This window comes from Ihubacter massiliensis (assembly GCF_024125305.1).
Classification (GTDB): domain Bacteria; phylum Bacillota; class Clostridia; order Peptostreptococcales; family Anaerovoracaceae; genus Hominibacterium; species Hominibacterium faecale.
This window is the reverse complement of the sequence record NZ_JAMXVH010000001.1, coordinates 3044190-3065179: the sequence shown is the minus strand read 5'-3', so window position 1 is coordinate 3065179 and position 20990 is coordinate 3044190. Positions and strand designations below refer to the sequence as shown.

Genomic DNA, 20990 nt, shown 5'->3' with positions numbered 1-20990 from the left:
TAATTTTCTCATGTTATCCTTATGCCATAATCAAAAGAGAGGTGCAATATGCGTTTACTAATTGCAGAAGACGAAAAAAATCTCAATCGAATCCTTACCCAGCAGTTTAAAGATAACGGCTACAGCGTTGATTCCTGCCAGGACGGCGAAGAGGCCCTGGACTATATTGCCGCTGCCGACTACGATGTCATAGTGCTTGATATTATGATGCCGGGCGCGGATGGATTGACTGTACTGCAGCAGCTGCGCAGCCAGGGAATCGATACTCCGGTCCTGTTCCTTACCGCTAAAGACAGCATCTCTGACCGAGTTGAAGGGTTGGATCTGGGCGCGGATGATTACTTGACCAAGCCATTTGCCTTCGAAGAGCTGCTGGCCAGAGTCCGCGTTCTCACGCGAAAGAAGACCGGCAGCAAAACCAATATTTACAAACTGGCAGACCTGACGGTCAACAGCCAGAGCCGGGAAGTAAAGCGGGGCGATACCTCGATCTCTCTTTCTTCCAGAGAATTTTCCATTCTGGAATATATGATTATGAACAAAAATATGGTGCTTTCCCGCGATACCTTAGAGCGCCATGTTGTCAACTATGATTACGAAGGTTCTTCCAATATGATCGACGTTTACATCCGTTATCTGCGGAAAAAAATCGATGAAGGATTTGAGCCCAAGCTGATTCACACTGTTCGGGGCGCAGGTTATGTATTGAAGGTGGGCGGAAAATGAAAAAGTTTTCCATTAAAACCCGGGTTACAATCTGGTATGTGTTCTTCCTGGTTGTCCTGGTTTGCCTGGTCTTTGTTTCGCTCATCTATACCAGCAACCGCCTGATCCAGAAAAATATTATGGGAGATCTGACCGCAGTAGTAGAGGACAGTTGCCGGGACGTGAAGATTAAAGACGGTATCCTGGAAATCGACGACGACATGATCACCTATCGGGACAGCGTCTACGTGCTGGTCTACAAGGAAAACAACTTTATCGTCACCGGATCGCTGCCTGCAGGGGTAAAGAAAGAAATTCCCTTTAAGGCAGGACAGGCGAGAAAAGAAACGGACAGCGGGCGGGAGTTCTATGTGTATGATTATCTGATCAGCGACGAGACTTTTGACGATGTCTGGGTCCGGGGCATCACATCGGCTGACTTGGGGAAATCCGATCCGGCAATCGCTTTTATGCTGAAAATGTTTCTGATCGCGCTGCCCCTTTTGATCCTTCTTGCGGCCTTGGGAGGCTACTATATCACCAAGAGCGCTTTCCGGCCCGTATTCCGGATCAGTGAAACAGCTCGGCGCATTGAAGCCAGCAAGGACTTGTCTCAGCGTATCGGACTGGACGCCCAGACTAACACCAAGGATGAACTCTATGACCTTGCCGCCACCTTTGACCGGATGCTGACGCGTCTGGAAGCTTCTTTCCAAGCGGAAAAACAGTTTTCCAACGATGCCTCCCATGAACTGCGGACACCCATTTCGGTTATCATGGCACAGTGCGAGTACGCTCTGAGAAAAGCATCCACGCTGGAAGAAGCCCAAACGGCCCTGGAGGTGATCCTGGCTCAATCGAAAAATATGTCCGCTCTGGTCAGTCAGCTTCTGACCCTGGCCCGCGCTGATCAAGGGACAGCCCAATTGGAATTCGAAACCATCAATATCAGCGAGATCACGGATATGGTGGCGCTGGAGCAGGCGGAACTTGCCGCCCGCAAAAACATTTCGATCCAGCGCGATATCCAGCCTGACATTTTCGCCTGTGTAGATGAAACCCTCTTTATGCGAATCTTTATCAATTTGATCTCCAATGGAATCAAGTACGGTAAAGAGGGCGGATTTATCCGGGTGATTCTGAAACGAGACAAAGATCGGGCGGTCAGCCAAATCATTGACGATGGAATCGGCATTCCGCCGCAGGATCTGCCCAAGATTTGGGATCGTTTTTACCAGGTCAATCCATCCCGCAGCAGTGGAAGCGGCGCCGGCCTGGGACTGTCTATGGTCAAATGGATCGTATCCGCTCACGGAGGGACGATCAAAGTTGATAGTATATTGGGAAAAGGGACGCGGTTTACCATCTCCCTGCCCCTCAATCGAACAATTCAAAAGGAGGAAGTATATCATGAAAGAGAAAATTTTGAAGAATAAAACATTGGTTATTGTTGTTGCCGCCATTGTAGTTTGTGCAGTGGGATTTGCGGCAGGTATGATGGTGAAAACGGCTCTTGCCCATGACAGCGGCAATTATATCGGCGCCGAAAAAGCAAAGGTCATCGCCTTGGAAAGTGTAGGGGTTTCCCCGGCTAAAGCGACTTTTACCAAGGTGGAAATCGACCGCTCCGAGCGGCCTGTTGTTTATGACATCGAATTCTACACGGCTTCCAATGAGTACGATTTTGAGATCAATGCCAAAACCGGGGACATCATGGAAAAAAGCAGTGAAGCCATTGCCGCAGGCAATCAGCAAACACAGACCTCCGGTCAGACCGATGCAGGAACTGTTCCGCCCGCCGTCACCCAGCAGCCAGGTCAGGCCCAGAGCAGCCAGCCAGCCGTTTCTGCCGGCCAGCCTTCTTCATCCGAGTACATTGGTGTGAACAAAGCCAAAAGTATTGCCTTTAAGCACGCCGGCGTCTCCGCATCAGCAGCCACAGTGACCAAGGCCAAGCTGGATTCGGATGATGGCGTGAAAACCTATGAAATTGAGTTTATCGTGGCTAATAAGGAATATGAATATGAAATCAACGCCTACACCGGTAAGGTGATGGATTATGATACGGAGGTTCTGGACAGTTATGAACATCATGACGACGACCATGATGATCACGATTATCACGATTAAAGCTGCGCCGCTCCATATGTGGGTGTGACCCTGGACCGCAAAGCGCTCACTATCAAGTTCTTTTGAAAAAGCGCCAGAGTCGGAGCTGGTTTTTAAGATGAAGGAATGGGATGTTACGGGAAAAAACAGGGAAAATTCCATAAAATTTACCCCGTTTTCAACGATTGCGCCCTCTCAGTTTGTGCAAACAGCAGCCAGGCTTGAATTTCTTCAATTTTTTCCGGCACGAGCCCCCGCAAATCCACAACTTTACGTAAATATTGCCGATTTATATAAAAATTTTCCCCGGGGCCATACACACCGCCCAGGGCACATCCCCGGGGGGCCCACATCACTTCATCCTTTCGGCTGGCAGCATCAACACCGGCTTCATGCCTCTGCGCATCACCTATCCCTTCTTATTCTGCCGCTTTTTTCTTAATATGCCGATAGAGCATTGCCGCAAATACGAACCCTGCCAGGGACACGCCGGCCATAAATACAAAGGCATGATGAAAACCTGAAATTCCAGGGTATCGGTCGAGCCAGTTTCCTACCACAGCGTAGGCAAACATATCCGGCGAGTAACCGATAAAGGATGCCACACCCACAGCTGCTCCCGTATATTTAATGGGGATACCAATTTCATCGATTACGGCAAAATAGATGCCTCTGGGGATAAAAACTACGAAGGCCACAAGGAGCATAAGAACAATTACCAGCCAGAGAAATCCTTTATCCACCGGCGCCAGGAAAAAGGACATCAGCAGCCCTGCAATCAGCACAAAAGAAATTGCGATTACCTTTGTCGTCGAACCCGCTTTATCAGCAATGAAACCAGCGATCATTGCACCGAAAATACCGATGCCATATGTGCGTATTGTCGCCAGGACAGCTGCTGTACTCGTGCTGGCACCATAAATTTCTGTCGTATACGGCGTAATAAAGCTGAGACAGATATACACAAGATAGGAGCTGAAAATGATCAGCGCCAGCAGCCACACTCCCGGAAGCCTGAGCACAAATTTAATCTCCGACCATTTTACGACGGTTGCCTGCTCTTTTAAGGAAGCGGCTTCCCGTTTCTCCGGCTTAAAGGCTACCCAGATTAAGAGGGCGCTGAAGAACATCAGACAGCATAATGCAACAATCCCAAAGTTAAGTGCCTTTTCTTCGGTTCCCACTTTTGTCAGTGCGAAGTTGAATAAAGCGATTACTCCAAAACAATAGAGCATTGGAACCAAACTGCGGCCGCTTTCCAAGATACCGAACAATCGCCCCTGCACATTGCTGTCTCCCAGCTGTCTGGTCGCCTTGATAATCGCCGCCCACATGGGAAGCACTGCTGAAATGCCCATCAAAGCCCAAATGATCAAAAGCATCGTATAAGGAGTAAGTCCAGCTTAAGTATGGAATTTCAAATACAGTAGACGACGCGAACCATAAGGCTACCATTTTTAATGCGGTCTCTTTCATAGTTCTTTTATTTTCCATGATCGTTCACCCACTCCTTTATCTCATACATTTGAAAAAGGCTGTTTAAACTGCTCCCTTTCAATTTTTTCTCTATATTCAGACTCCATTTCCAGCACACCAGCAGGAAATTCGTACTCTTCCAGCAGTTCCAGTACCGGCATTGGGTTGAATTCTTCGGACAGGCGAACGCCGAACGGCCCTTCCATCTCGCCTTTTGCGGTCAGCTCTACAATAATGGCCGGGACCACTGCTGTCTGCGCTACGACTGCGGGAGTCCCATATTTTTCTATGCACTCCTGATTATCCGCCACCTGATATATATAAACTTGTCTTTCCATTCCGTCTTTTCTGCCTACAACCCACAGCCCTGCACAAGTTTTTCCCACCAACTCCTGGCCAATTTTTTTTGGCTCAGGAGACACGGCGCCCAGCAGATCCACAAGCAGGTCGACCGGCTTCACTTCTTTTCCCCTCAAAATAACTTTACGGTTTGAAAGGAGGCCCAGTTGTTTCAGATACTTCATCGCATCCTCAAAATCCTGGCCGTAACCGATCTTGAAATCCGCTTTTTTCAGCCCTTTAATGTGCTGTGACATATTGAAAGGCTCCGAATGTTCCACTGCGGACATCCTCGTCATGCCAATGCCTCCGGGAAGCCAAAACTCTTCCGTCAAGGTCAAAGGCTCCGCTGAATAAATCCCCTTTTCATAATCGTAAAGGTGCGGGCCATACAAGCATTCCATTAAAGTAGTGGCAACGGAAAACCCAAATACCAGCTCATTGGTCGGATGGCGCAGATTGCTTCCGTCCCGTACATGCAGTTCCTCGATTTCATCAAAAAAATGTTTTTCCGCAAACCTTGCAAAATAGTCTACCATACCCGGCTCCACTCCGCAGCCAACCATGGCGTAAAGTCCTTTTTCCTCAAATGCTTTTGATTTTAGAAATTCCTCGTGTCCCAATTCTTGTATGATCACTGTTGGATCATCCGGGTCGCGAAGCGTTTCTGTCAGGGCCATATCCACAAAATGACAGTTACATTCCAGACAGGCCTCCATAATCACCGAGGTGAATCCCTCTGTTACCAAACAATGAACCATATAGCCGATTTCGTATTTTCGTGCAAGTCTGACAAGGTCCTCCTTTTTTAGCGCATCGACCTGCTCGGCAATAAAGCGGTCTTTGTTCCGCTGTTTTGCCGCTGCTTCCTTGGCCTTTTCAAAATCATAGTCTGCCAAAACCACTTTGCCCAGCCATTTATCCGCATTTTTCCTTCTGTCGAAAAGCGCGCATATGGATTCTCCAACGCCGCCGGCTCCAATTACAAGAACATTCATCATATCCGATCTCCTTTCTACTTTCAGCCTATATCGTGATTCCATTATATAATTTGCAATTTTTCTTTACAGATACGATGTTGACAATAACTTTGCTTTTTTAATTGGTTAAACTATAATGGAAGTACCTGTTGCGCAAGTTTTAAGTCAATAAAAAGAAGGAGGTTATCGCCATGCTGGTTAAAGAGGTCGTGATGGAAAAAGACCTGCATTGCAAATGCGAGATCTGCGCCGTATCGTTTATTCCCATGCATATGCATCATGCATTTGAAATCATTTATATATTGAAGGGCAGTATCAACCTAACGTGTCAGGCTTTTGAATACCATCTGAATGAGGGAGATGTCTTTATCTGCAATGTCAACGAGCCGCATTTCGTGACGTCGGATGATCAAGAAAACATCGTTCTGTTTTTCCATTTAGACCCGTACCATTACGAAAACGTTTATCCCCACCTGAGCTATCATTGGTTCCTCTGCGATTCCTACAAAACGCCAGAAAAAGACGATATTCCTTTAAGGCAGCTGCAGCAGATGCTCTGGCATGCCGCCAGCGCCCTGTCTCCCCGTACCTCGATCCTGCCGGGCGAAGTTGATGCTTTGATCTTTAATATTGTCAACCATCTGATTAACAACTATCAGAACTTCTCTTTCGCCGGCAATCAGCATGCGCTCCAGAGTTTAAAAAGCTGCGATACTCTAACGGTCAAAAGGATTTTTGAAATACAAGAATACATTTATAGAAACTACCAAAATAAGATTTCGCTGGAGGACCTCTCAAATCATCTCTATTTAAATAAATACTATGTTTCGCGATTAATTAAAAATTTTACTGGATTAAATTTGATCGATCTTTTGGGCCTTGTTCGTACAGAGAAAGCACAGATTCTTTTATTGACCTCCGACCGTTCTTTGGAAGAAATTTCCTTTAAATGCGGCTTTTCCTCAGTAAAGTATTTTGAAAAGTATTTTGTCCAATGGTATAAAGTTTCTCCCCGCCGCTATCGGGAGGACATGCGAGATAAGATTCTGTCCGGTGCTCAGCGCACTGTTTCCATTTCCCATACGTCTCCAAAACTGGCCGCTATCCGAAAACAGCTGTCTCAATCAGCAGTGTTGGCTAAAACGGCTTTTTCCCAGTATGAATACATTCTGAATTTGGAGGGTCTTTGCCAGCCCTTTCCCCATCTATGGCAAAGCAGCATCTACATTTCGGATATCGCCACTTCCATACAGTTAATTGATTCCATCGACCTTGCCCAATGCCGGGAAGACATTGGGTTTGAAAAAGTGGAGCTCCATAACCTCTTTGAACGGTATCCATACTATCGCAAAAAAAAATCCGTTTTTTGATGCAGGCCTCCTTCATCTGATTAAGAATCTCTGTTCTGTGCCGTTGCTCGTTGAGCTTAATCTTTCATTGAATAAAGACAATCTTGATGAGGAATTGGAATCACTCTTAAATATTGCCGCTCTACTGGCTGAAAGCTTGACTGAATCAGAGTCCAATGGGCTGGCATTTTGTCTTCGCAATCAATCCTTTGATTCCAAGGAACTCTCACAGCTAACCGACAAAATCGCCAAAACTTTGGAACACAGCCGGCTCCCATCTGCCATACGCATTACGGAGCAGCATTTTTTAAGAGAAACCTATTCCAACGATTCGATGTGCCTGGTACCACATCTGATCAATCATGCCTTGTCTATGCCGCATCAAACCGATACTTCCATACCTTATCGGGAAATGTTTGATATTCCAGGAGAAGATACCAAGACTAATATTCCTGCTTTTTCCTATAATGGTCTCTTTGGGCCTTTCGGCGAGAAGAAACCGCTCTATTATGCCTGGCATCTGCTTTCTCTTCTGGGCGATCAAGTGATCTTTCAGGCAGATGGAATTCTTGTTACAAAACTTAGATCTGATTTCTCCATTCTTCTATATGACCCGTTCGAAGAGCGGAGCTTACACCACGCCGGCTCCCCATCCGGTGCCGCCTTTACGCTGAAATTTGCATCAGCGCCCCACAATCAATACCAGGTTACTCAAATCAGCCTCAACAGTGAAAAGAGCCTGTTTCAGCATCTTAAAAATCTACGTTTTCCGAAAAATCTTGATCGCAGCGATATACGCCGGCTGGATCAGGCCGCCGCACCAGAAGTAGCCTTCTCTTTTCTTGATTTGTATGATGAGAGCATTCTCAACATCAGCCTCAACCCCTATTCAGCCAAATTGCTGATCTTAAAGCATTTATGATTAACCAGCGGCCGGGCCGCACCCCAAAGCCCCCTTCCCCCATGTGATAAAAATTTATCGAAAATCTTAAAACTTAGTGTTTTCTTTTTTTACCAAAGGGTATAGGATAGTTACATGGGAAAATTGAAACTAGTATTCGGGGAGGTTATTTATGAAAACATTAAAATTGAAAGAAGGACTTTACTGGACAGGAATTTTAGATCCGCAGCTGCGGGTATTTGATATCATCATGAATACGGAGTATGGGACGACCTACAATTCTTACCTGCTCCAAGGCTCAGAAAAAACGGCACTTTTCGAAACGGCCAAAGCCAAATGTATGGATGAATATCTGGATAAGCTTACATCCCTGATCGATATCAAAGATATCGACTACATCATCGTCGATCATACAGAGCCGGATCACGCCGGTTCCGCGGAAAAGCTGATCGAAATCAACCCGGCCATTAAGCTGGTGGGTACTGCTACCGCTATCAGCTTCATGAAAGAAATCTGCAATACAGAATTTGCTTCTGTCATTGTCAAAGAAGGCGATACGCTCTCCCTGGGAGACAAGACCCTCAAGTTTATCGCTGCGCCCAATCTTCACTGGCCGGATGCCATGTATACATATGTGGAAGAGGACAAAGTTCTGCTGACTTGCGACTCTTTCGGCGCTCACTACAGCTTTGATCAAATTCTAAGCTCCAAAATTACCGATCAGGACGGCTATATGAGCGCGCTCCGCTACTATTTTGATAACATTATGGGGCCTTTCAAGCCTTATGTACTTAAGGCTATCGACAAAATCCGCGACCTTGAAATCGATATGGTATGTCCGGGGCACGGCCCTGTGCTGGATGAAGATCCTTGGAAAATTATTAACATTTACAAGGGATGGTCCACCGAAGTTAACCCCAATACAAAGAAAACGGTTGTAATTCCTTACGTAGCTGCTTACGGTTATACACAGGTGCTGGCAGCAAAGATCACAGAAGGAATCAAAGCTTCCGGCGATGTGGAGGTAAAACTCTACGACATGGTTACTTCCGATCAGGCTCAGGTTCTGGGAGAGCTTTACTGGGCGGATGGAATCCTCTTTGGAACACCGACCATCCTGGGAGAAGCTTTGAAGCCGATCTGGGATCTGACCACATCCATCTTCCCGGTTACCCACGGCGGCAAGATCGCTTCCGCCTTCGGCTCTTACGGCTGGAGCGGCGAAGCTGTACCTCATATGATCGAACGCCTCAAGCAGCTGCGCATGAAAGTCTACGGAAAGGGCCTGCGGGTACGGTTTAAGCCGTCTGATGCCCAGCTGGCGGAAGCTTATGAATTCGGATATAATTTTGGACGCTCCGTTATCGAAGGCGCGATCGTCGAGCCGGAACCGGCTCCAGCAGGCAACAGAAGATGGAAGTGCCTGGTCTGCGGTGAGATTATCGAAGGTCCCAAACCTCCCGAAAGCTGCCCCATCTGCGGCGTAGGTCCGGAGCAGTTTGTGGAAGTTCCTTCTGAAGAAGTTTCCTTCAGCTCCACCGAGCAAGCTAAGATTGTCGTTGTTGGAAGCGGAGTCGCAGCACTGTCCGCTTGTGAAGAGATCAGAAAGAGAAATCAGGTATGCGACCTTGAGATCATCTCCAATGAAAGCGTGTTCTGCTACAACCGGCCCATGCTGACAAAGGGCATTCTGTCCGAGTTTGACGCTCTGAACTTCTTTACCAAACAGCTAGACTGGTACGAAGAGAATAAAATCAAGCTAACTTTAGATACCACTGTGGAAGCAATTGATACTACAGCTAAAAAGCTTCAGCTCTCCGGAGGAGAGCAGCGTCAGTACGACAAGCTGATCCTGGCAACAGGAGCAGAATGCAATATCCCCCCTATTAAGGGATCAGAATGCAGCAATGTTTACTCCATTCGTAAACTGGCCGATGCCAACGCCATCCGCGAGCGTATCGATCAGGTAACGGATATCGCTGTAATTGGCGGCGGTGTACTGGGTCTTGAGGCTGCCTGGGAATTCGGCAGAGCCGGCAAGAACGTTACCATTCTGGAAGTGTCCGATGGGTTGATGAAAAACCAGCTGGATGAGCAGGCATCTCTCCTTCTGAAGGAAGCAGCGGAGAAATCTGGTCTTACGGTTATTACGGGAGCGAAGATCGACCAAATTACAGAGTCCGGCGTCGATCTGGCAGACGGAAGTGAAATTTCCGGCCAGCTGGTCATTATCTCGGCCGGGATCAAACCCAATGCCGCCGTTGCTACCAGCGCCGGTATTGAAGGCGACCGCTGGATCAAGGTCAATGAAAAAATGGAAACCAGCGCCAAGGACGTATACGCCTGCGGCGATGTGGCCGCAATGAACGGCGTCAGTGTGGGCATCTGGAGCCAGGGACTGGAAATGGGCAAAGTGGCCGGCGCCAACGCGGCGGGAGACAGCCTTTCCTATAAGCCGGTAACTCCATCCAACTCCTACAGCGGGATGGGAATTAACCTCTTTGCCATTGGTGATAACGGCAAGAAGGAAGGTCTCAATTATAAAGCAATCCAGCTGGCCGACCCAGCCAAGGGCATCTACAAGAAACTGTACTTCGTGAACAATCGTTTCACAGGCGGTATTCTGATAGGAGATGTGAGTCAATCGGCAAAGCTTCTGACAGGTTATGAAAAGAAACAGACCCTGGAAGATATGATGGGAATTCTATAAACAACAAATCATTTTCCATGTGGAGGCTTGCGGGATGAAAAATACCCGCAAGTCTCTTTTTCATCCTTATACGGAGAAATTGCCAAAGCCTCCGGGTTTTGATATAATTGGATGGCAATCAAATACATATCAAAAGGCGGTAGATAGATCATGAAAAGAAAGCAAGCTTATCGAATATGCTCGATTGTTTTGGTTCTGCTTTTCACAGCAGCCTTCTTCGGCTGCAGCAGCAGCGGCGAAAAAGACAGTGCCTCCTCTTCAGACTCCCCCAAGGAGCGAGGACCGGTTCTCATCTCCAAAGCAGAAGAGAAAAAGACGATAAACAACGATGCGGCTATTATCGATATTACCAATGTTTCTCAGGGCTACATCTGTATTAAATACTTGGGGAACAACAAAAAGGTCAAACTGCAGCTGACCAAGGGAGAGGAAACGTATACCTACAACCTGCTTAAACGGGGAAATTTTGAAATATTTCCCTTCTCTGACGGCAGCGGCAGCTATAAGGTCGCAATCTTTGAAAATATTAGCGGCGATCAATATTCCCAGGTCTGCTCTGAAGAAGTGAAGGTGAAATTAAAGAATGAAAATCTTCCGTTTCTTTACCCCAACGAGTATGTGAATTACACTGCTGATGATCCCATCGTGGGCCTGAGCGACCAGGTGACGGCAAAAAGCAGCGATGATCTGGAAAAGGTGGAGGACGTCTTTAATTATGTAACCACAAACATTGATTATGACTACGATCTGGCGGTTAATGTGGCCACCGACTATCTGCCCAATATCGATCAAGTCCTGAAAAAAAAGAAGGGCATCTGTTTTGACTATGCGTCTGTCATGAGCGCCATGCTGCGGATTCAAGGAATCCCTACCAAACTGGTGATTGGTTATGCAGGCGATGTATATCATGCTTGGATCAGCGTTTATACAGAGGACGAAGGCTGGGTGGACGGTGTTATTCAATTCGATGGGAAAGACTGGACGATGATGGATCCTACCACTGCAGCGGCAAGCGGCGAAATGGATGATATTACAAATGACAGCCGTTACAATGCTCTCTATTTCTATTAATTAAAGGAGGTCCCCGATGAGGAAAAAGACGCGACAGAAAAAAGCAGAAGAGCTCGCGCTGCTGTTAAATGAACTTGGCATGTTTTTCAACGGGGGTATTCCTCTATATGACGCCTTCCTTATTATGGAGGAAAATTCTTCCAATGACGACGATCGGAGCCTTTATCATATGATTGGCGAAGAGATCGAGCAGGGAATGGATTTATCTGACGCGCTGAAGCACACAGGTCGTTTTCCAGATTACATGATTCAAATGATTCGGATTGGTGAAAACTCTGGAAAGCTGGAAGAAGTCTTTTCCTCTTTGGCGCTTTACTATCAGCGGCAGGACCATTTGACGAGCAGCCTTCGCAGTGCAGTGATATACCCGCTGGCGATGGTCCTAGTGATGCTTCTTATTTTGGCAGTGCTGATGATTAAAGTTCTGCCGGTGTTCTCGCAAGTTTTTACTCAGGTGGGCGCACAGCTTCCCGCTCCCCTTGAAGCGGCAGCAGGTTCGGGAAGCGCTGCGGCTGTTGCAGCGGTCTGCGCTTTAGGCGTTATCGTCCTTTGCTTGATTCTCTACGGGCTGATTCGCAGAAAGGAAGAAGGCCGGCGATTTCTCGCTCATCTCTATGAGGGGTTTCCCCTTACAAGAAAAATTGCAGAGAAATCCGCAGCCAATCGATTTGCTTATTCCATGGCTTTGCTGCTTGCCAGCGGCATCAATGTGGACGAGGCTGTGGATTTGGTTCGAGAACTAAATCGCTCTCCCAGGGCCGGGCAAAAGCTTACAAAGCTGAAAGGCCTAATGGACGAGGGAGAAACGTTTCCTCATGCGCTGACGTCCAGCGGCATCCTATCCTCAGAATATTCCTCAATGATTGCCGTAGGACTGAAAACGGGCAGCGGCGAGGAGATGATGGACTTGGTAGCGCAGCGTCTGAGCAGTGATACGGATCGATATATCGACCGTACTCTCTCTGGTATTGAACCAGCCATTGTGATTATCATGTGTCTGATGATCGGCTCGGTCCTTTTGTCAGTCATGCTTCCTTTAATGAAAATCATGACAGCCATGTAGGGAGGCGCTTATGAGAAGTATTTATCGTACGATCTTTCTAGTTGTGTCCATTGCCGTTATGATCAGCGGAACGATCTTTATCTCCGAGTATCTGGAAAAAAGAGTAAGCCAAGACAGGCAGCAGCTGCTGGAAGATACCATCCGTAATTATGCGGTTCAGTGTTATGCTCTGGAAGGACAATATCCAAAAGATTTGGGTTATCTGGAGTCGCATTATACCTTAAACCTGGATCGGGACAAGTATGTCTATCATTACAAATTTATCGGCACCAATATGGTTCCCGAAATCTCTGTTTTTGAAAAGGATCGCTAGGTGGAAGCATGGAAAAAAGACGCCATATAATTGATGTCCTATTTATCGTTATTCTCATAGGAGCTTTTGCCCTCTTTTCCGTGGCTCTGGTTGTTTTAGGCGCCAATGTTTATAAAAAAACAGTGTCATCCAACCAGCAAGCCTATCAAATACGGACTGCCTCCTTATATTTTGATCAGAAGATCCATCAGTCGGACAGCCGCGGATCCCTTTCGCTGAACACTCTGAAAAGCGGCCAGTCGGCTCTGATCTTGGGCGAGGACGATTATGAAACCTGGATTTTTCTTTCGAACGGTCAGCTTCGGGAGACAACCGTAAAAAAAGGGACCGCTGTGACCGAAGACTTCGGACAGCCGGTTCTTTCTTTACGAACTCTTGAATTTACACTTGTCAAGGATCATCTTTTGAGAATCACAGCTGTCTCCCAGGATGGAGTTTACTCCCGGACGGACATTCTTGTGCGGGCTTCGCAGCCGGAGGTAAACGATGAAAAAAAATAGTTCCGGCCGGAGCCTGTTCCTGTTGGAAATAGGAGTTTTAATGCTATTCTTTATTATATCCGCAGTAGTTTGTGTCACCCTCTTTGTTTATTCTCATGAAAAAAATAACGATGCCAATGATCTCAACAGTGCGGCCGTGAAGGCCGTTACCATAGCCGATACCATAAAGGCCTGCAAAAACGATTTGGATGAAGCAAAGTCCCTTTTAGGTGCTGACGCAGGTTTTCGCATTTATTACGACGAGGATTGGCAGACGGGCGGGAAAAAAAATTATCAGGCGATTATTTCTTGCAAACGAAACGATCTTCTCCTGACCGCAGATATCACCTTTATTCGTCTGGAAGACGGAAAAACCATTTACTTTCTGCAAACGAAAGAATTCTTAGGGGAGGCCGAGAAATGAGAGAAAAAAAACTGCGATCGTTTGTCGGTATGGGTGCCGTGGCATTGGCCGTAATTCTAATCATTCTTACAATCACTTGTTTTGCGGTCCTAACTTATGTCTCTGCCGACAGTGAGTATAAGCTGAGCGAAAAAAGCAGGAATGCAGTAAGCCAATACTATGAAGCAGACGCAAAAGCCAATGAAAGGCTGGCAGAAATTTCCGCCTTAATAAAAAATAAAAAATCGCAAGACTTTATCGAAAAAAAAGGTTATAATGTAACTACTGCCCAAGGAAAGGATATTGTTACCTTTCAGGTATCTATTGAAAAGGGAAAAGTGTTACAGGTAGAAGCAGCGTTCAGCACATATGACCGGGTAACAATCCTAAAATGGGAGACAGAGAATTTATTGCAGGAGGATAACCAGTAGCGATATGGACATCACGGATGTATTGAAAGACGCATCGAATAAAAATGCTTCGGATATTTTTATCATTGCCGGAAGACCGCTGGGTTTTAAGATCAACAGCCGCATCGTGGATTATTCTGATCAGGTATTAATGCCAAAGGAGACTCAGGAGCTGATCTTTGCCATTTATGGATTAGCTGGCAGCAGGCAGACAGAAAAACTGCTTCGCAGCGGCGATGATGATTTTTCATTCGCAATTGCCGGCGTTGCCAGATTTCGCGCCAGTATTTACAAGCAGAGAGGTTCATTGGCCGCTGTCATTCGGGTTATTTCTTTTGATCTGCCCCAGCCGGATCATATGCATATTCCCCTGCAGGTCATGGATGCGGCGGAATACACCAAAGGGCTTGTCCTAATCACCGGCCCGTCCGGCAGCGGAAAATCCGTCACCTTGGCTTGTTTGATTGATCGTATCAATTCCACAAGAAACTCGCATATCATTACTTTGGAGGAACCGATTGAATTTCTGCATCCTCACAAGAAAAGTATTGTCAGCCAGAGAGAAATTTCTCTCGATACGGAGAGCTATCTCACTGCCCTGCGAGCATCGCTGCGCCAGACGCCGGATGTCATTCTTCTGGGAGAACTGCGGGACCCGGAAACCATCAACGTGGCTATGACCGCTGCGGAAACCGGCCATCTGGTCATATCAACGCTTCACACATTGGGTGCCGCCAATACCATTGATCGAATTGTCGATAATTTTCCATCGCAAAAACAGCCGCAAATCCGATTGCAGCTGTCGATGGTGCTGCAGGCCGTCATTTCACAGCAGCTATTAGTCGCGGAGGATTCCTCCCTGATTCCGGCCTTTGAACTAATGAAAGCCACTCCTGCTGTGCGCACAATGATTCGCGATGCCAAGACTCATCAAATTGAATCTGCGATTCATTCAGGGGCAAAGGATGGCATGATTAGTATGGACTCCAGCCTGCTTGAGCTGTATAAGGCGGGTCGGATCGATAAACACACGGCAACGGCGCACAGCTTTTCGCCAGAAGCCTTTTTAAGAAAATTGTAGGGAGGACAAAACCTATGGCAAAAGTGGAAATTTATATGCTTGGTCGTTTTATGATCGTCGTTGATGGCATTGATATTGTTCCCAAGCTGGGAAACTCCAAAAAGAAACTAGCGCTTTTACAATATTTACTTTTAAATAAAGATACCAACATCAGCAATTTCAGCCTTTTTGAAAGCATCTGGCCAGGAGAGGAAAACGCCAACCCGGAAAGCTCTCTGAAAACTTTAATCAGCCGCTTACGGCAGAATTTAAAGGAGGAGGGCCTGGATAAGGCGATTATCACCAAGCAGGGGGCTTATCGCTGGAATGACGCTTTAAATGCGGACATTGATATTTTCAGATTTGATGAACTCTGCCAGGAGGCGCTGGACGTGACCGAATTAACCGAAGAAACGGAGCCGATTTTTGAGGAAATCCTGCGTTTATATCAGGGTGATTTACTGTCCGGCTATGATACTGAAACGTGGATCGTTCCCAAGAGCATGTATTTCCATAACATATACTTAAAGGTTCTCTATCTACAGATCGATCTCTTGGAAAAACAGCAGCGATACAACGATATTATGCATTTATCCAGAAAAGGGCTGGAGGTGGATATGTTTGACTCCAAACTGAATCTTCACCTTATGACCTCACTGCTCGAGCTGGGAATGAAAAATGAAGCCATGTCCCATTATAACTATACGGTTAATCTTCACTATACACAGCTGGGGGTAACGCCTTCCACGGAGATCCTTTCTTTTTACAAGGACCTGGTCAAAGTGGAGCATGATTCCAATGCCAGCCTGGATATTATTTGCCGGGATTTGCAGTCGGAGGAAGAGGATAATGCGGCCTTTGTCTGCGACTATTCGATCTTTAAGGATATTTACAAGTTGAACATGCGCAATCTGGAGCGATTGAACATCACCATTTTCCTGGGGCTCATCACCATTCTTCCGGCGGATAAAAAAGAGCACACGGATTTGCTCCTATTGGATAAGATCATGGAGATGTTTCTTGATACACTCAAACATAATCTGCGGAAGGGCGATACCATTTCCCGATATGGCCCATCCCAATTCGCGATCCTGCTCCCGGCCATCAACCATAAAACCGGAACCATCGCTATGGAGCGTGTGAAAAAAGCATTTTATAGCCAGCATTCAATCCCGGATTTTGTGATCAGCTATAAGATTAAACCAATTGTTTCAAAGCCAAGATAGGAATCGAAGGCTGTAGATCCTCCAACGCCCGGTACGTTTATCTGTATGTATTCATATACATATAGAAATGACCAGGTTTTGGAGGTTTTTTAATGGAACAACAGCAAGGGCGAAACCGCCCGTTTATTTTATATCCGCGGCAGAATATTGAAGATATTCGTTCATGTGTTCTTGAAAATTTCGGCCGCATCAAATATGAACTTCCCTTTCTCAATGCGTTGTGCGTTGAAATTCCGGAAGAAAAGGTTCAAGCAATCAAAACAAATCGCCGTGTAGCCATGATGTCGGAGGATGTGGCGGTATCTAAGCTTCCGATTCAAAGCGCTCCTGTCGGAAGTCGCTCTTTTGAATGCCGCAGCAGAGGCTATCGGCGCCGGGGAGAAGGCGTCGCCGTCGCTGTCATTGATACTGGCGTGGCACCTCATTACGATTTAATTAAGCCGTTTAACCGAATTCTTTATTTTAAAGACTTTGTAAATGGCAGAAAAACGCCCTATGACGATGACGGGCATGGTACGCATGTAGCTGGAATTGTTCTGGGGAATGGGTATTCCTCAGGCAAGTTCCAGGGAACCGCTCCTGGCGCCGCTCTGGTTTCGCTGAAGGCCCTTGACCAGGAGGGAAATGGAAATGCTTCCGATATTCTTGCCGCCATGCAATGGATTTATGATAACCATCAGCGCTATAACATACGGGTTGTCAATCTTTCTCTGGGAATCGCCTCTTCTCCTTATACACAGATCGATCCCCTCGTTCTGGGCGCTAACGCACTGGTTTTTAAAGGACTTTGTGTTGTTGCTGCCGCGGGCAACAGCGGACCTGACCGGCAAAGCATCACATCTCCCGGAACCAGCCCCTTTGTTTTGACCGTCGGTTCATGTGATTGTGATAATCATATTCCCGACTTTTCCAGTCGGGGGCCAACTCCTTCGGGCCAGCCTAAGCCGGATGTAGTTGCTCCCGGCGTTGATATCATTTCTTTGTCCTCACAAAACCCGAAAGGGTACATTGCTCAGACCGGAACGTCCATGTCCTCGCCGTTTGTAGCCGGTCTTGCTGCTGAATATTGCGCCAGGCACCCTCAGGCCCATCCTCTGGAGGTGAGAAGCGCCCTGCTGGATTTGGCCCGGCCGGTAAGCAGCGCCAGCCGCAATGAACAGGGCTGGGGGAGGTTATATAGGGGTGTTTTGCGATAATTGGCAGACCAGCCGGTTCGCCAGTCCGGGCGGATTTTGATGTGCCAAGATTTTTGGTGATACCTGTGGTTTGATGTCCATTTTTTGCAAAAACAAAGAAGAGAAAATCGGCTGTCGATTATCTCTTCTTTATTAATTTCATCTTTCTTTCAATCCACAGGTCTCCCTGACCTATAAATTATATCACGTTCTAGCAATAAGCATCAGCATTCATTTTCGTAGAAATTGTTCTATAATTTAACAAATCAGGGACTGCGTATAACTGAATATATCAAGCATTTTAAAAGCCAGTCCAATTTCCTGGACTGGCTTTCTTCTTTTTTCAACTATGGCAAATATTTCATCGGATCGACCGGATCTCCATTGACACGAATTTCAAAGTGACAATGAGGGCCAGTGCTCCTTCCGGTGCTCCCGGACTCCGCGATGTGATATCCCTGGTAGACCTTATCGCCTTCCTTGACCAGAAGTTTGGAGTTATGTCCATAATAGGTCTCCATTCCGTTCTGGTGGTCGATGATGACCAGGTATCCAAAGCTGCCTTTATATCCGGCCCAAGTAACGGTTCCGCCGTCAGCGGCAACGACATCACTTCCCATTGCACAAGCCAGATCGACACCATTATGGTTTCTTCCCCAGCGCGCACCGAACGGTGAAGATATGCGATAATTGGTAACTGGATATATGTATTTTCCTGATCCGATCGTAGGCGGCCTCTCCTTAGTGCCCACAAGAATGACCTCTGTCGTCGGTTCTTTTTCAACTTTTTCCACAATTGGAACCTTTGTTGATTCCTTGCCGTTGCTCTTTTCGACCCTGGCTGTTATGACTTTTGTACCCTTTTTGCCTTTGGTCTTGACTTCTTTTTCGCCTTCGTAGATCTTGTCGGACTTCTTTTCTACGGTTTCAAAATCGATAGGTTCTTCATATGTAACCAGCTCGGATGCCTTGAGTGTAACGACCGGTGCTTCCTCCTGCAGTTTAACCTCGCTGCCCACCTCCAGCTTTTTGGGGTTAATTTCCGGATTCATTTCTATGATCTGTTCTTCCGTCATATTGTTGCTTTTAGCCAGGTCCGCCAGAGTTTCTCCAGCAGTGACAATATGTGTTTTTTCAACAACAGATCCGGTTTTCAGCGCATGTTTAGCATCCTCTTCCTGCTGCAGGTTGTCCAAATCCGTGTTGACCTCTTTGATTTCTACATCTTCAACAAATTTTGCGTCCTCAACGACTACATTCTCGCCTTGATCGGTATACTCATCTTTAATTGCACTGAGCACATTCTTTGCAGATTCTTCACTGTCAACGACTGCTGCATGTTTTCCGTTAACAGTAATACTGTAAGCTTTTACATTGACATCGCCCACATAGGTAAGTCTTTTAAGCACTTCTTCCGAGGTATCGATATGGGTGTCTTTACCAAAGGCTGACACACGTTTAAAGTCAATATCCTTCTTTTTATCAATGACAACCTCGATATCCCGTTCTTCGGTAAGGGCGCTCTGTACCAGATCGGTGATCTTAAGAACGTCCTCCTTATCTTTAACAATTCCCAAAACCTTTCCATTATAGGAGTATTCATATGCCATATAGTGGTTGAATATGCCCAGCATTCCTACCGTTGCGACGATAAATGCAGTAAATACTGCTAAAATCAGAATTCTGTGATGTTCTGCAAATTTTCTAAATTGGGTAAATTTTCCCGGCTTTTTATTATTCAATTTTTCTGTTAATGTGATTATTCGGTTGCTAAATTTTTCTGCCATAGTTCCGCCTCTCTCGTCCGGAGGTTAAAGCACTCGCAGCGCTCACCCTCGTCGTTAGTCCCGGTATCCTTACATATTTTACACTTATAGTGCACATCCAGATAATCGAGTTCAAAGTCGTTGTCCGTCAAAAGAACTGCTCTTTCTCTGCTCAAACTGTCTACCGTATCCTGCAGTCTCTTGACCTCAGTTTGTTTGTCTATCCTGTTCGAAATGATGACTTTAGACATTTGCATGCTGCAAGAATTCATTTCTTCTTCTACTTCCCGCAGACGCGGGATTTTGTTATAAACTTCTCTTTTGCGTGCCTCAGCTTCATCTTCTTCCTTATTTCGCAAGTAGTTGTAATATTTGAGAACTGTGGAAACAGACATTGCTTTGGGCTTGCCGTCAACTGTGCCATTCTTCTCTTCAAACCAGTTCACCAGTACTTTGTTGACATAATTGATGTTTGGGTTGGATATGCCGCTGGTCTTTCCGCAGGCCTCCAACACCTTGTCGATGGTGTAATTCATTTCTTCAAACCAGCGGTTCATGATCTTTTTTTCTTCTTCTGTCGGATTTCGATCAAACCCCAGCGCCTTAAGAACGCGTTTGTATAGGTAGTGCCTCTGGTCCCGCTCTTTCAAGTATTCTTCCACCGCCAGTACATCGTTTAGACCCTCTGCCACCCAGCGTTTGACAACAGCCGCTACATAGCGGATGTTCTTCTTCTCTCTGGAAACGCAGTAGGAGTATGCGTAAACGATAACTTCCGGTGAAGCGTTAAAATCGTTGATCCAGGAAAGGATTTCCATCATCTCGGCGCCGCTGATCACTCTGCCCACAATTCGCTCGATGGAACGATACATGCTCTGAATATTTTTATCTGCCATGACCGCTTTTGCGCTGTCATCCACTTGCTTCTTTTTCTTTTTGGGCGTCTTGCCGTATAGCAGCTCTTTTAGGTTAATAAATTCTACCTGATAATTAAATTTGTCTTCTGCATGTTTTCGGCATTTGCGAATAACACCCATGCTTTCCCAATAAGTCCATGCTTTGAGCACATCCTCTTCCTGCAGGCCCAGCTGTTTGGCTATGGTTTCATTTTCCATATCCTCCCCCAGGGTTCCATACATAAGGGCAAAAAGATAAACCTTCACATAGTCTCCGGGAGCTGAAGCCATGTATTCGTTGATAAAAATATTCTCGACATCCGTGTCCAATAAATAGTAGTCTTTTATTTGTTCTCGCCTAAAGTTCATTAGCCTTGTTAAGATCCTCCAATAGTTTGCTCAGATCGACGCTGTGGCCTTCTGCCGCATCCTGGAGGGTCTCGCCGCTGCTGCCCGGGCAGCCCACACAGTTCAGTCCGTGAGAGATAAAGACGTCCTCCAGCTGGGGATTTAAGTCTAATATCTCGCAAATCATCATATCCTTGGTGATTTCCTTCAT

The 20990-nt window shown here is 46.4% G+C and carries 20 protein-coding genes; 15 read left to right on the top strand and 5 right to left on the bottom strand.

The genetic code is table 11. The annotated features are described in order from the left end of the window. Positions 1-48: 48 nt before the first annotated feature. Genes NIA71_RS14230 through NIA71_RS14220 form a run of 3 tightly spaced genes read left to right on the top strand, consistent with a single transcriptional unit; the run spans position 49 to position 2835 of the window. On the top strand, positions 49-726 hold the full coding sequence (locus tag NIA71_RS14230; RefSeq protein ID WP_148397116.1) for a response regulator transcription factor: 678 nt from the start codon (positions 49-51) through the stop codon (positions 724-726). Next, on the top strand, positions 723-2141 hold the full coding sequence (locus NIA71_RS14225) for a sensor histidine kinase (protein WP_148397117.1): 1419 nt from the start codon (positions 723-725) through the stop codon (positions 2139-2141). Before NIA71_RS14230 ends, NIA71_RS14225 begins: the two co-directional genes overlap by 4 nt. Then, on the top strand, positions 2116-2835 hold the full coding sequence (locus NIA71_RS14220) for a PepSY domain-containing protein (protein ID WP_148397118.1): 720 nt from the start codon (positions 2116-2118) through the stop codon (positions 2833-2835). Before NIA71_RS14225 ends, NIA71_RS14220 begins: the two co-directional genes overlap by 26 nt. Before the next feature lie 398 nt (positions 2836-3233). Here NIA71_RS14220 and NIA71_RS14215 read toward each other — a convergent pair whose 3' ends face one another. After that, positions 3234-4196, bottom strand: coding sequence for an MFS transporter (locus tag NIA71_RS14215; protein WP_253020747.1), 963 nt, complete (start codon positions 4194-4196; stop codon positions 3234-3236). A 135-nt stretch (positions 4197-4331) separates the two neighbouring features. Further along, positions 4332-5630 carry a saccharopine dehydrogenase family protein gene (locus NIA71_RS14210; RefSeq protein WP_253020746.1) on the bottom strand — a complete coding sequence of 433 codons (1299 nt, stop codon included), beginning with the start codon at positions 5628-5630 and terminating at the stop codon, positions 4332-4334. Between the two features lie 170 nt (positions 5631-5800). On the opposite strand from NIA71_RS14210, the gene NIA71_RS14205 reads away from it, so the two are divergent. The 12 genes from NIA71_RS14205 (at position 5801) to NIA71_RS14150 (ending at position 17790) form a co-directional block, all read left to right on the top strand. Beyond that, positions 5801-6979 carry a helix-turn-helix domain-containing protein gene (locus tag NIA71_RS14205; protein ID WP_253020745.1) on the top strand — a complete coding sequence of 393 codons (1179 nt, stop codon included), beginning with the start codon at positions 5801-5803 and terminating at the stop codon, positions 6977-6979. A gap of 94 nt (positions 6980-7073) precedes the next feature. After that, complete coding sequence (locus NIA71_RS14200; RefSeq protein WP_253020744.1) at positions 7074-7880, top strand: hypothetical protein; 807 nt, start codon at positions 7074-7076, stop codon at positions 7878-7880. A 151-nt stretch (positions 7881-8031) separates the two neighbouring features. After that, positions 8032-10569 (top strand): FAD-dependent oxidoreductase, encoded by a 2538-nt coding sequence (locus NIA71_RS14195; protein ID WP_253020743.1) that lies wholly within the window; start codon positions 8032-8034, stop codon positions 10567-10569. A 150-nt stretch (positions 10570-10719) separates the two neighbouring features. After that, complete coding sequence (locus NIA71_RS14190; protein ID WP_148397123.1) at positions 10720-11640, top strand: transglutaminase domain-containing protein; 921 nt, start codon at positions 10720-10722, stop codon at positions 11638-11640. 16 nt (positions 11641-11656) lie between these two features. Continuing rightward, complete coding sequence (locus NIA71_RS14185; RefSeq protein ID WP_253020742.1) at positions 11657-12703, top strand: type II secretion system F family protein; 1047 nt, start codon at positions 11657-11659, stop codon at positions 12701-12703. A gap of 10 nt (positions 12704-12713) precedes the next feature. After that, positions 12714-13016 (top strand): hypothetical protein, encoded by a 303-nt coding sequence (locus NIA71_RS14180; protein ID WP_253020741.1) that lies wholly within the window; start codon positions 12714-12716, stop codon positions 13014-13016. Positions 13017-13024: 8 nt separating this feature from the next. Continuing rightward, positions 13025-13516: a DUF4860 domain-containing protein gene (locus NIA71_RS14175; RefSeq protein ID WP_253020740.1), complete on the top strand. Its 492-nt coding sequence runs from the start codon at positions 13025-13027 to the stop codon at positions 13514-13516. Then, complete coding sequence (locus NIA71_RS14170) at positions 13503-13919, top strand: hypothetical protein (RefSeq protein WP_148397127.1); 417 nt, start codon at positions 13503-13505, stop codon at positions 13917-13919. Before NIA71_RS14175 ends, NIA71_RS14170 begins: the two co-directional genes overlap by 14 nt. Next, positions 13916-14329, top strand: coding sequence for a hypothetical protein (locus NIA71_RS14165; RefSeq protein ID WP_148397128.1), 414 nt, complete (start codon positions 13916-13918; stop codon positions 14327-14329). The genes NIA71_RS14170 and NIA71_RS14165 overlap by 4 nt, the downstream gene beginning before the upstream one ends. A 4-nt stretch (positions 14330-14333) precedes the next feature. Next, the gene (locus tag NIA71_RS14160; protein WP_148397129.1) at positions 14334-15389 is read left to right on the top strand and encodes a type IV pilus twitching motility protein PilT; all 1056 of its coding nucleotides are present in this window, start codon (positions 14334-14336) and stop codon (positions 15387-15389) included. A gap of 14 nt (positions 15390-15403) precedes the next feature. Next, positions 15404-16594 carry a BTAD domain-containing putative transcriptional regulator gene (locus NIA71_RS14155; RefSeq protein ID WP_148397130.1) on the top strand — a complete coding sequence of 397 codons (1191 nt, stop codon included), beginning with the start codon at positions 15404-15406 and terminating at the stop codon, positions 16592-16594. A gap of 92 nt (positions 16595-16686) precedes the next feature. Beyond that, positions 16687-17790, top strand: a complete 1104-nt coding sequence (locus NIA71_RS14150) for a S8 family peptidase (protein WP_253020739.1) — start codon at positions 16687-16689, stop codon at positions 17788-17790. 326 nt (positions 17791-18116) lie between these two features. On the opposite strand, the gene NIA71_RS14145 is transcribed toward NIA71_RS14150, so the two are convergent. Genes NIA71_RS14145 through NIA71_RS14135 form a run of 3 tightly spaced genes read right to left on the bottom strand, consistent with a single transcriptional unit; the run spans position 18117 to position 20990 of the window. Further along, on the bottom strand, positions 18117-19556 hold the full coding sequence (locus tag NIA71_RS14145) for a M23 family metallopeptidase (protein WP_253020738.1): 1440 nt from the start codon (positions 19554-19556) through the stop codon (positions 18117-18119). Next, positions 19529-20800, bottom strand: a complete 1272-nt coding sequence (locus NIA71_RS14140; RefSeq protein WP_148397133.1) for a DnaD domain protein — start codon at positions 20798-20800, stop codon at positions 19529-19531. The genes NIA71_RS14145 and NIA71_RS14140 overlap by 28 nt, the downstream gene beginning before the upstream one ends. Then, positions 20790-20990, bottom strand: coding sequence for a DUF1858 domain-containing protein (locus NIA71_RS14135; protein ID WP_148397134.1), 201 nt, complete (start codon positions 20988-20990; stop codon positions 20790-20792). The genes NIA71_RS14140 and NIA71_RS14135 overlap by 11 nt, the downstream gene beginning before the upstream one ends.